The organism is Acinetobacter sp. YH12208, assembly GCF_013418055.1.
GTDB lineage: Bacteria > Pseudomonadota > Gammaproteobacteria > Pseudomonadales > Moraxellaceae > Acinetobacter > Acinetobacter pseudolwoffii.
Window position 1 is genome coordinate 118762 of record NZ_VPCT01000009.1, and the last position, 11660, is coordinate 130421.

At 43.2% G+C, this 11660-nt stretch carries 10 protein-coding genes and 1 rRNA gene; 5 read left to right on the top strand and 6 right to left on the bottom strand.

Translation table 11 applies throughout. From position 1 onward, the window contains the following. The 3 genes from FTU95_RS10450 to FTU95_RS10460 form a co-directional block, all read right to left on the bottom strand. A complete protein-coding gene (locus FTU95_RS10450; RefSeq protein ID WP_180078445.1) occupies positions 1-1005 on the bottom strand; it encodes a pirin family protein in 1005 nt (334 codons plus the stop codon). A 129-nt stretch (positions 1006-1134) separates the two neighbouring features. Then, complete coding sequence (locus FTU95_RS10455; RefSeq protein ID WP_180050947.1) at positions 1135-1737, bottom strand: hypothetical protein; 603 nt, start codon at positions 1735-1737, stop codon at positions 1135-1137. A gap of 528 nt (positions 1738-2265) precedes the next feature. After that, complete coding sequence (locus tag FTU95_RS10460) at positions 2266-2811, bottom strand: glutathione peroxidase (protein WP_100358032.1); 546 nt, start codon at positions 2809-2811, stop codon at positions 2266-2268. 190 nt (positions 2812-3001) lie between these two features. Between FTU95_RS10460 and FTU95_RS10465 the strand changes: the two genes are divergently transcribed. Then, a complete protein-coding gene (locus FTU95_RS10465) occupies positions 3002-3898 on the top strand; it encodes a DMT family transporter (protein WP_180000270.1) in 897 nt (298 codons plus the stop codon). 441 nt (positions 3899-4339) lie between these two features. On the opposite strand, the gene FTU95_RS10470 is transcribed toward FTU95_RS10465, so the two are convergent. The 3 genes from FTU95_RS10470 to FTU95_RS10480 form a co-directional block, all read right to left on the bottom strand. Continuing rightward, positions 4340-4909, bottom strand: a complete 570-nt coding sequence (locus tag FTU95_RS10470) for an L-threonylcarbamoyladenylate synthase (RefSeq protein WP_180078447.1) — start codon at positions 4907-4909, stop codon at positions 4340-4342. Positions 4910-4950: 41 nt separating this feature from the next. Further along, complete coding sequence (dprA, locus tag FTU95_RS10475; protein ID WP_100329712.1) at positions 4951-6090, bottom strand: DNA-processing protein DprA; 1140 nt, start codon at positions 6088-6090, stop codon at positions 4951-4953. 92 nt (positions 6091-6182) lie between these two features. Continuing rightward, a complete protein-coding gene (locus FTU95_RS10480) occupies positions 6183-7337 on the bottom strand; it encodes a LysM peptidoglycan-binding domain-containing protein (protein WP_005094531.1) in 1155 nt (384 codons plus the stop codon). Positions 7338-7456: 119 nt separating this feature from the next. Here FTU95_RS10480 and def point away from each other — a divergent pair, with 119 nt between their 5' ends. The 4 genes from def to FTU95_RS10500 all read left to right on the top strand — a co-directional run. Beyond that, positions 7457-7987: a peptide deformylase gene (gene def / locus FTU95_RS10485; RefSeq protein ID WP_005173860.1), complete on the top strand. Its 531-nt coding sequence runs from the start codon at positions 7457-7459 to the stop codon at positions 7985-7987. Positions 7988-8079: 92 nt separating this feature from the next. Continuing rightward, positions 8080-8493, top strand: a complete 414-nt coding sequence (locus tag FTU95_RS10490; protein WP_005173863.1) for a DUF2946 family protein — start codon at positions 8080-8082, stop codon at positions 8491-8493. Positions 8494-8564: 71 nt separating this feature from the next. After that, positions 8565-10580 carry a TonB-dependent copper receptor gene (locus FTU95_RS10495; protein ID WP_180078449.1) on the top strand — a complete coding sequence of 672 codons (2016 nt, stop codon included), beginning with the start codon at positions 8565-8567 and terminating at the stop codon, positions 10578-10580. Between the two features lie 753 nt (positions 10581-11333). Continuing rightward, positions 11334-11660: ribosomal RNA gene (locus FTU95_RS10500) — 16S ribosomal RNA — on the top strand; the annotation flags it as partial.

The window sequence follows — 11660 nt, forward strand, 5'->3', positions numbered from 1 at the left end:
TCAGTGGCTTCTTTGTTCTGGATATTCTTCGCGTTGACCACCGTCATAACTGGCAAAACGCGGTTGTTCTCGTGGAAATGATGGTTCAGTGTTTGGCCAAGGCCAAGTACCAAACTGGGTGTCACGATAACGGCGAAAAGCAGCATCCAGTTCCTGCGGAGTATTTAACACAAAGGGCCCGCGCATCGCCACGGGTGCACCAATCGGTTCACCTTCTAGCCATAAAATATGTGATTCCAGTAAACCACCTTTGAGATGAATATCCTGATCTGGTTTGAGTTCTATCAGATGCTTGACCTGTATTTTCTGTCCTTCCAGCTCCAGACTTTTGCCTTGGTAGAAATAACAAAAACGCGTCGCGCTCACAGTACTTGCCGGAATAATCAGCTCTGCCTCAGGCGCAAGTGTGATCAGGTAAATATTGACCCTGTTTTCAGCAGGTGCTGCCCAAGAATGGGGTGGACGATCCAGTGCTTCGGTATCTTTAAACTGCCCTGAAATGACCCGAATATCCGCTTTAGGTCCGGCTGCATTGGCTGAAAATACATGCGGAATCTGTTCACGCCACAACATTTTATAATCGGCCGGCTGTTTTTTCTGTTCCGGTGAGGAATTCAGCCAGATTTGAAACAGCTCCAGAGGATTATCCTGATCTTGATGGATTAAGGGAAACATCTCACAGTGCTGTACCCCATTGCCGGTGGTCAGCCATTGCACATCACCTGCGGCATAACGTCCCGAGTTTCCGAGCGAGTCAAAATGGTCGACATAACCGCGCTCGACAATGGTAATGGTTTCAAAACCGGTATGCGGATGCTCCGGAAAGCCGGGAATTTGCTCGCCATAATACATGTCATATTCATGCTGATACGGCGGTGTAACTGGCCCTAATTGGGCATTGCCTTGTGGATAATGATCCTGATGGTGAACAGTAAAAATAAAGGGATCTTTCAGGTCAAGTCGGGATTCGACCGGAACAACAGAATACAGCACTGAATTCGACATGATTGAACTCCTGATTATTTTATTAGATATAAGCTTTTAATTTAAATTAGTTTTTATAATAAATCACAGTGTAAAGCAGATAAGGCGATTGAGGAAGATGCTTTCCGATCTATCGCCTTAGATGAAGGTTTAGGTATTTTCCTGTTCAGTCGTACTGTCTGATTTTTGCTCTGGATTCTGGATCAGCAGCCCCGCCAGTTTGATCATTTCAGCTTGCACATTGACCATCTGCGATTCAATTTTTTTCAGGTCGATCTGGCTTAAATCCATGTCACCATTCAACAGCGGTGAGGCCAAGACTTGCTGATTGGCACTCATGATATTGCTGCGGATCTGGTCAATTTCCTGACTTTTTAAGTTCAGGTTGCCGAGTACCTGATTAAAGCTGTTGAGTTGCTGTTGTAACTGGGTTGCGGTGGACTGCAGTTGCTGAGTATCCTTGGCTTCTACTGCACTTTGTAGCTCAGTCTGAGTCTGCTTCAACTGTTCCACATAACTGCCTGCTTTCAGCTGTAAGTCAGCCACATCACGAACCATATAAAACATATTGCCCGATCTAAGCTCAGTTGTTGCTGTAGCGCCAGTTTGCGGCTGGCTGGCAGTGTCAAGATCGGAACTACGAGTTTCCGCTTGCTCAGTGGGTGCTTCAACTGCCTGTTCACATCCCATCAGTAAAATCCCTGAGCTAAATAATGCAAAAGGAAGAACGGCATTGGCAAGAATCTTGGACATGGAATCAGGGTCTCGGTGCAGGTGGAAATATTTCATGATTTAATATAGGGACAAACTATGGAGATAAAAAAGATTGTTGCAAAGTTATAACAAATTTACTGAAGCGCAGACCGTCTTCGATTAAAAATGCTTAAAAAATAAAGATAAAACTCACGTTTTCAACTCAATAAATTGTTTGGGCTGTAATGATGTTAAGAAACGGAGAGTTCTGGATATGCATGCTTACATTCTCCCTATTCACTTGATCCAGTACGGGTTTCTCATACGCGTAGAATGCATTTGATATAGAAAATATACTTGCTTTTACTCAATGGTTTATTGCTTCAAATGTATTGTTAATCTAACCGAGGATCGTTGCAGATTAGGCCTGTTAGATTGATGAACAGGCGACGAACTATAGCCAAAAATAAAAGTTGAGGGCGAATTATAGATAGGATTTATATGAATTATTATGTATTTAACTCGCTGTGTTTAAATTACAAAGTAAGTATCTATTGGGTAAATACATACTTACTTTGCGATTAGCAATTATTTGGCCAGTTCGGCATTTACCGCATCCACAATTCGCGGATCATCTGCAGTAATGTCAGGCGCAAAACGTGCAACCACTTCGCCATTCTTATTGATCAGAAATTTCTCAAAGTTCCATAACACTTCAGGCGGTTGGTTTGGAGTCAGGCCATAATCGACCAGATCTTTCCACCACGGGCCTTCACCGATCCGCTCTGGTACAGCTTGAGTCAGCGTGGTATAGAGCGGATGCTTGTCTTCGCCCGCCACAGAAATTTTAGCAAAGAGCGGGAAGTCAACCTGATAATTGATAGAGCAGAATTCCTGAATCTCTGCTTCGCTACCTGGTTCCTGCTCCAGAAAGTTATTGGCAGGGAAGCCCAGAATTTCCAGACCTTGCGTTTTTTTGTCTTTATACAGCTTTTGCAAACCTTCATATTGCGGAGTCAGACCACATTTCGATGCCACGTTCACCACAAGCAATACCTTGCCCTGATACTGGTTTAAGGTGGTTTCTGGGCCTTGAATGGTTTTGACTGGAATGTCATATACAGAGCGAGTCATTAGATTTCCTGTTTATTCAGACTGAATCGTCTTTGTTTTAACGGGTATTTAGATTCAATACAAGTAACAGCAGCTGAAGCAGGAGGCTTAAATCGGTAAATTGCCTGAATATCATGTGAAAAATCTATTATGCTAGGGTGCGCAAATAGCAATCGCTAAATAACAAGACAAGCGACACATGGATGAGGGTATGACACAGCAGCACAAAGCAGTCTGGTGGGCGATAGTATTGCCATTGGCCGCAGTTTTTATTTGGTCCTTAAACATGACGGTGACACGTTATGTGGCGGATTATATTTCTCCCATCAGTATCAGTTTTTACCGCTGGGTACTGGCACTGCTGATTTTAAGCCCATTTCTGTTGCCCAAGGTCAAAGCGGCCTGGCCGGAAATTCGACCACATCTTGGACACTTTGCAGTTTTGAGTGCCTTGGGGATGGTGCTGTATCAAGGATTGGCCTATAGCTCTGCACACTTTACCACTGCGACCAATATGGGGCTGATCAATGCCTTTATTCCTATTTTTACCATTATTGTGGGTATTTTTGTCTTAAAAATTCGCCCGACACAGGCTGCGGTACTGGGGAGTCTGCTGTCTTTTATTGGGCTGATGTATGTCATGGCCCAAGGGCAGGGGTTGCATTTCTTGACGGTGGGCGACAATTATATCGGTGATTTGCTGATGCTGATCGCAGTATTTTTCTATGCCTGCTATGGTGTCTTGCTGAAAAAATGGCAGATTCAGATTCCACTGTTGCTGAGTCTGTATATCCAGATTTTTATGGCCTGTCTCTATCATATTCCATTGGTACTTTACTTCGGTCTGGACAGTATCAATAGCCATAATGCAGCCAGTATTGTTTATGCCGGAATTTTTCCTTCTATTTTAGCTCCGTTCTTTTGGATGATGGCGGTACAGCAACTCGGTCCAAATCGTAGCAGTATTTTTATGAATCTGATGCCGGTTTTTACCGCGATAGTCGCCTATCTCTGGTTAGGTGAAGCCTGGACCATGTATCACAGTATTGGAGGTGGTATCATTTTACTGGGAATTATATGGGCACAATATCCGGGAAGAGCAAAGTGATAAGCTAAGGAACAGTTTATCAAGATATTAATTGTTTGAATATTAAGCAAACAATCAAGGTTTTTTAATTGAAATAGCCTGTTAAATCCCAATTTTTAAATGTGAAAATAAATATAAAAATCTTAATTTATTTTAAAACTGGAATAGAAAGAGCAAGATAGTTTGAATTTTGGTTAAAAGTTGCCTAGTATTAATAGAAAATATGTATTAATTGAGTTTTTTATTGTACTTGTCGTTGCACTAATTTTCTCTCATAATGCATCCATCGAGAATGATTAAACATATTTTTCCTTGTTTTATCAAACTGCCAGAGATTTCTGAACCCTCTGGATGTGATTTATGCACATCCTTTTTTATGCTCAACCATCCCTATATGGTTGAGCTTTTTTTTGTCTTAAAACTTTAGTCGAGCTTGAATATCTGAGTCGACTGAGAACCAACTTAGTCGCGAATAATCGCCCCACTGACGGCGTCAATAATCCGGCTCGGTTGCTGGCTTAACCCTAAGTCACCATTCAGATAATTCAGATTCTGATCAAAGTAGCGAATCGCATCTTGTAGTGAACGTGCCGGTTCCAATCCTGCAGGATTGGCGCTGGTAGACACAATAAAACCGCCAAAGGCCTGACACAGTGCCATACAGAGTGGATGGTTGGTAACGCGAACCGCCACTTTGAGATGATCGCCCTTAATCCAGGCCGGAATCTCCTGATGCGCGGGAAGCAGCCAGGTGGTGGCGCGTTCAGCGGGTCTGTCATTGCTCCAGGATTCAATCACTTGTTCACGCATTTCTGTAGTTAAATCTTGCAGAAGATGTTCCACCTGTGAAATATGCGCTGCCAATAGAATCACCCCTTTTTCAATCGGGCGCTGTTTCAATTTTAAAATCTGATGAAATGCCTGTTCATTATAAGGGTCGCAACCCAAGCCCCAAACAGCCTCTGTAGGATATGCCAAGACTTGTCCGTCTTTAAGACATGCTGCTGCTTCAGCAACAGAGGTAGTAATCATGTGAATACCTTATACAAAACAACAAAGCCCTATTGTGAACTTTATTTCAGTGGACGACAACGCTGATACATGCCCGCTTGTTGAGTACTCAAGCCGAGCAGCTCAAGTTCCATCAATTGACTGGTCAAGGAAGATACTTCCTGTTGTAAATGAAAACTGAGCTGATCCAGACTCTGTCCGACCCAATCGAGTTGATTATAAAGATGAATTAAATGGGGCGGGATAGTGCGCTCTTGCTCAGGATAAGTATCTTTTTTGAAGTGATTTGCATTCGCTTGCCACTGTGTTGCTAGGGCTAAATCCTCAATCACTTGCTGTGGATGGTCAATTAAAATTGCACCTTCACGAATCAGTTGATGACAACCTTGATGATGTTCACTGTAAATATGCCCCGGAATTGCAAATATGTTCTTGCCTTGTTCCGCTGCCCATTGTGCCGTAAGCAATGAACCACTTTTTAACGCGGCTTCTGCCACAATCACCCCAAGACTTAAGCCGCTGACAATTCGGTTGCGCCGTGGAAAATGCTGCTGCAAGGGTGGGGTAAAAGGTAAAAACTCAGTAATAACTGTACCACCGTGGTTAATCATTTGCTGACGTAGTGCTTGATGTACAGCAGGATAGGTCTGTTCGATCCCTGTACCCATCACTGCAATCGTTCGTCGATGTTGTAGCGCAGCCCGATGTGCTGCTTCATCAATCCCTTGTGCCAAGCCACTATTAATATAAAAACCTTGCTCACTCAGATAAAAGGCAAAGTCATAGGCGACTTGCTGTCCGTGCGGACTTGGCTTGCGACTGCCAACAATTGCAATTTGTGGCTGGAGTAACTGATCTGCATGTCCCTGCCCGAACAGAATTGGCGGCTTATGCTCATAATGACTCAGTTGTTGTGGATATTCAGCATCTGTATGCAAAAGCACAAAATCACTGTGCAACTGAATCTGTTCTAGACTGTGCTGAAAATGGGTTTGAGATTCGCTGCTTTGAAAGTCTTTCAGGCGTTGAATATGATTTTTATGAAGGCCGAGCTTTTGCCAGGTCTCGATTTGAGAACAATGGACTGCATCCGCAAGATCTGCATAATGCCGACTGATTTTATAAAAGCTGGTGAGGGAATGTTGCACCAAATACCACAGCGTGATGGCATTGATTTGTGATGTCGACAATCTGTTCAACATAGTGAGACCTATTTTTGCGTCTTCTTATTATTGGTATGAATGAAAATAATTGAGATGATGCTGATCTATCAACATCATCCCACTTTGCAACCTTAGTCTTCTAACAAAGGAGGCTGAATGCCGGCACCCACTTTAATTGGAAGCTCGCTATCCAGCACATAGGCATAGCTCAATTGATCGAAGGCTTTAAAGACCATGACCTGACCAATACGCTCACCTGGCAATTGCACCCGTTCTTTAGTCTTCGGATCAGTCACCACTTCACCTTTCTGGTTTACGCTAAAGACATGACCTGTCTGAACGCCATGTGCCGTACCACGGTCAAGGGTGACGACACTATGACGTGCTGCAGTACCAATCGACCCCAATACACGCACAATCTGACCACCAGGCACAATACTTTCTGCATTGGTTGGGTAGAACAGCGTCGGTAACATCGGGTCGTATTCAGCGAGTACGCGGTCACCGCGACGCACCTCCGCGTTATAACTGTCAGTCAGCTCCAGTGTGGTTACCTCACCTTCACTACGTACCGCAATACCAGATGCCACCTGTTGCAGCTCGAGTGCAGCAGTATATTTCTTGCCATTGGCATCGGTAAATACATAAGGCTCAGCTTCACGATAAACGGCATAGCGTTGACCAACGACCAGACCGTTACCACGTACATAGACTTTCTGGCCTTTGCCCGCCAGTACGCGCTGATCTGCAGTTCCAAGAATGTATGGGGTGCCTTGAACTGAATCAGGCGCCATCAGGGTATAGCGCTCTAGCCACTGTTTGATATGTTCTAGTGGAATCACTGGAATGGTATTGTTTAAAGATTCAACCCGAATCTGAGGTTGCAGAGAGGTGCTGCCCAGATAGCGGCTGATAATACCGTCACAACCATCACCTTCATCTTTGCCAATAATCGGACGGCCCTGGTAATCACACATCAACAGGCGATCGCCCGGGAAAATCCAATGTGGATTTTTCACATGCTTGTTGCTGGCCCAGATTTCAGGCCAACGCACCGGGTTTTTCAAAAAGCGTTTTGAGATGTCCCAGAGGGTATCGCCTTTTTTGACCACATAAATATTGGGTGCACTGGCTTTTAATGCCGGCGGATTGACATTACGTGCAGGTGCGGCCTCGGCAGAATGAATAGTCCCCATACCGACACCGACACAAACGGCGAGTGCCAGCATCTGATTTTTAAACCCCAAGGCACTAAAAAATGGCATGCCCTTCAAAACCTTTTTCATTATCATAATTCCTAAAATTATGTGCGTAGTTGCGTTATAATAACGATCTTACACACATTTTTTGATGAAGCATTCCCTTCATTTGGTTTTTTGATCAATGGCATAATTGAGGACGCAGTATGGCCTTATTACCTATTTTAAGTTTCCCGGATCCCCGTCTTCGTACCATTGCACAACCTGTCGAAGATGTGACTGATGAAATTCGTCAGCTCGCTGCAGATATGTTTGAAACCATGTATGAAGCACCAGGTATCGGACTTGCCGCGACTCAGGTGGATCGTCATATTCAGCTGATTGTTATGGATCTGTCTGAAAATAAAGATCAACCGATGGTGTTTATTAACCCCAAAATTACACCATTGACTGAAGAAACGCAGCCCTACGAAGAAGGCTGTCTATCAGTTCCTCAAATATACGATAAAGTTGACCGTCCGTCACGTGTAAAAATCGAGGCAATTAATCTGGAAGGTCAAGCATTTGAACTCGAAGCTGACGGACTTCTCGCTGTGTGTATTCAACATGAAATGGATCACTTAAGTGGCAAATTATTTGTTGATTATTTATCGCCATTAAAACGTCAACGTGCACGTGAAAAAGTAGAAAAACTGGTACGCCAGCGTAATAAAGACAAGGTGGCAGTTAAACGCTAGGATATTTTTTTAATTTATTTTAATGATCCAACAAAGCCCAATTCTGATTGGGCTTTGTTATAATCGACATGAGCATATTTTAGGAGTGGCCTGTGTTTTTACGCGCGGGGCTGCTATTTGCATTTGCAGCTGTGTTTCTACAGATTGCTGTATTTTTACAGCCTTTGTTACCGACGCAATATCAGGTTGCTCCGGTCTGCGAAACCATCACGCGTGCGCTTCTTATCGCGACAGACGTTCATACACAGCATAGTGCCAGTGAACATCACCATTTCAAAGTCCAATCTGGTCATATTCAGCATGATCATCATGATGCCAATCATCAGTGTCAATACTGTACGGTTTATGCCAATTTAGTCTTACCGCCGGATCTGGATATCAAACAGGTACTTGACCGGATTCAGGTACGTTTAATTGCTTATCAAAAAACCTTTAAGCATGTCTGGTTTGTCCTTCAGCAGCTCTTCTTAATTCCTCAGGGACGAGCACCACCACTGCCTGCATAAATCTGCATTTTTCCGCTTGGGTTGTTATTGACTCAAGCCATGCTTTATTTATGTATTCAGTGAGATAAAAAATGGCTCAGCCTAAATTCTTTTTACAGCCACTTGCGGCTGCGATCTGTGTTGCCTGTTATTCACAAGTCAGCATGGCAAATGAAAGCCTTCCTGTGTACACTATGGCGCCGATTGTGGTGACCTCTGCTGCGGGTAATGATGCCAATGGCCTGATTGTCCGTGCTGATCCGAAACAGCCAATTCAGCCGATTCCTGCCAGCGATGGTGCCGATTATTTACAGAGTATTGTCGGCTTTAGTGCGGTGAATAGTGGTGCCGGTACCAATGGTGATGTAACCTTCCGTGGCATGTTTGGTTCCCGGATTAAAATCCTGACCGATGGCACCGAAAACCTGGGAGCCTGTCCAAGCCGTATGGATTCACCGACCTCTTATATTTCTCCAGAAAGCTATGACCAGATTTCAGTGATTAAAGGGCCACAAACGGTTCAATATGCCAATACTGGATCTGCCGCAACCGTAATTTTTGAACGTAGTCCGGAACAGTTTGATGAAGATAAAAACTATCGTGGTCAGACAAGCGTATTGATGGGTTCATTTGGTCGTCTGGATCAAAATATTGAAGTAGCAGCAGGGGATGAGCAGAAATATATCCGTCTGAATACCAACCGTTCTGTATCTGGCAGTTATAAAGATGGAAATGGCACCATTGTTCCTTCGGATTGGGAGCGCTGGAATGCGGATCTGGCTTTAGGCTGGACACCTGATGAAAATACCTGGGTAGAACTGACCGGTGGTAAAGCGGATGCTGAAGCAGTCTATGCTGGTCGGGCTATGGATGGATCGAAATTTGCCCGTGAAAGTCTCGGTCTAAAGCTCGAAAAGAAAAATATTAGCGATGTGATTCAAAAGATTGAAGCACAGGTGAACTATAACTTTAATGATCATGTCATGGATAATTATAGTCTGCGTGAGTTTCAGGCTAGTCCCATGATGAGTATGCCCATGGCGAGCAATGTTGCGCGTAAAACATTGAATGCTCGTATGGCAATGACCAATGAATGGAATAAATTACAGCTGATTACTGGTATCGATAGTCAGAATAACCAACATACTAAACGTAACGGAAGTCTGATGACGCCGTATCAAAATCAGTCACGTACTAAAGATATGGAATTCCAGTCTGTTGGGGCTTTTGGTGAGCTCAGTTATCAGCTTAGTGATAACAATAAGCTAGTGTCTGGTTTGCGTCTGGATCAGGTCAATGTAGAAGCAGTGGAGTCAAATCAGGAACGTAAAGAAACTCTACCGAGTGCCTTTGTACGTTTTGAAAATCATCATCCCGAGCATGACGATGGTAAGACCTATATTGGCGTGGGCTATGTCGAACGTATGCCGGATTACTGGGAATTATTCAGTCCTAAAACAGGGAATGGTAATACCAATACCTTTAAAAGCATTGATACTGAGAAAACCCTACAGTTGGATTTAGGTTACCAACATGAACATGGAAACCTAAGTTCATGGGTATCTGCCTATACAGGCTTGATTCAAGATTTTATTTTGACCAAATACAATGCAAACGATCAAGCTGAAACACGAAATGTCGATGCTGTCATTGCAGGTGCAGAAGCGGGCATTGGTTATCAGTTTAGTGATGCGATTCAGGCTGATGTCAGTGCCATGTACGCATGGGGTGAAAACACCACTGATAATACGCCGTTGCCACAGATTTCACCTTTAGAGGCTCGGGTGAATTTACGTTATATCCAGGATAATTATACTTTGGGTGCTTACTGGCGTTTGGTCGATGGTCAAAACCGAATTAGTGAGCGTGAAGGGAATATCGTTGGTTATGATGTTAAGAAAAGTGCAGGCTTTGGCGCACTGTCTTTAAATGGCACATATCACATTACGAATGGGGTAGATCTTTCTGTGGGGGTCGATAATGTCCTAGATCGTACCTATGCCGAGCATTTGAACAAGATGGGCAGTTCTGGTTTTGGATTTGCTGCCAATGAGCAATTTAACAATATTGGCCGTAACTACTGGGCAAGAGTCAGTATGAAGTTTTAATTGTTGTCTAATCTTTTGAAAAAGCCATTGCTCTTAAGCAATGGCTTTTTTAATTTTAAGGTCGGAGTTTATTTTGCATATTTAAATAGAGTGCCAATTTCTAGGAAGAAGGCCGTATAAAACAAGTTTTGTCTATATAAGCGTCAGGGCGGTGAAGAATAAAACAAGAATTGACTACGCCTTAAGCAATAGGGAGTGCGTAATAAATGATTTTTTAAATAATTTCAATTAAAACAATTGGTTGTAATTACTTGGGTGAGAGTTCTTAGCTAGATCACATGAAAATCAAAAATAATTAAAATAAATTTTGTATAAAAAACAATTATTTATATTTTTATTGGTTTATAAAACAAACACACGATAAAAAATCTTTGCAAGAAGTGTTGCAAGCGCTCTGAAATGCTGTAGAATGCACATCCATCGGCAGTGATGAAGATTAAAACTTCTGATAAAACAGCAACTTAGCACGAAGTGTTAAGATTGGGTTTTGTTTGATAAGTTTAAATTAATTTGAATTACGGATTGACACTTTAGAAATTCAGTGTAATATAGCCGACCTAGCTTGCTGGTGACGAATCAGCAAGAAGATCATTAAGAGCTTATGAAGAACAACTTGTGTGGATTTTTACTGGTTGATCGATCGAAATTATTTTCATTGATTGATGGTAGAAATGACTCGAAGTTTATTTGAGAAATATTTGTCAGAAAATTGATGAGCCAAGATTGGTACCCTTTAAAGGTACTACTGATTTTAAACTGAAGAGTTTGATCATGGCTCAGATTGAACGCTGGCGGCAGGCTTAACACATGCAAGTCGAGCGGATGAAAGTAGCTTGCTACTGGATTCAGCGGCGGACGGGTGAGTAATGCTTAGGAATCTGCCTATTAGTGGGGGACAACATCTCGAAAGGGATGCTAATACCGCATACGTCCTACGGGAGAAAGCAGGGGATCTTCGGACCTTGCGCTAATAGATGAGCCTAAGTCGGATTAGCTAGTTGGTGGGGTAAAGGCCTACCAAGGCGACGATCTGTAGCGGGTCTGAGAGGATGATCCGCCACACTGGGACTGAGACACGGC

Bases quoted from the DNA above. Each gene is read 5' to 3' on its own strand.
- FTU95_RS10480 (WP_005094531.1), bottom strand. From the start codon at position 7,337: ATGAAAAAGGTTTTGAAGGGCATGCCATTTTTTAGTGCCTTGGGGTTT.
- FTU95_RS10455 (WP_180050947.1), bottom strand. From the start codon at position 1,737: ATGTCCAAGATTCTTGCCAATGCCGTTCTTCCTTTTGCATTATTTAGC.
- FTU95_RS10465 (WP_180000270.1), top strand. From the start codon at position 3,002: ATGACACAGCAGCACAAAGCAGTCTGGTGGGCGATAGTATTGCCATTG.
- FTU95_RS10460 (WP_100358032.1), bottom strand. From the start codon at position 2,811: ATGACTCGCTCTGTATATGACATTCCAGTCAAAACCATTCAAGGCCCA.
- dprA (WP_100329712.1), bottom strand. From the start codon at position 6,090: ATGTTGAACAGATTGTCGACATCACAAATCAATGCCATCACGCTGTGG.
- FTU95_RS10495 (WP_180078449.1), top strand. From the start codon at position 8,565: ATGGCTCAGCCTAAATTCTTTTTACAGCCACTTGCGGCTGCGATCTGT.
- def (WP_005173860.1), top strand. From the start codon at position 7,457: ATGGCCTTATTACCTATTTTAAGTTTCCCGGATCCCCGTCTTCGTACC.
- FTU95_RS10450 (WP_180078445.1), bottom strand. From the start codon at position 1,005: ATGTCGAATTCAGTGCTGTATTCTGTTGTTCCGGTCGAATCCCGACTT.
- FTU95_RS10470 (WP_180078447.1), bottom strand. From the start codon at position 4,909: ATGATTACTACCTCTGTTGCTGAAGCAGCAGCATGTCTTAAAGACGGA.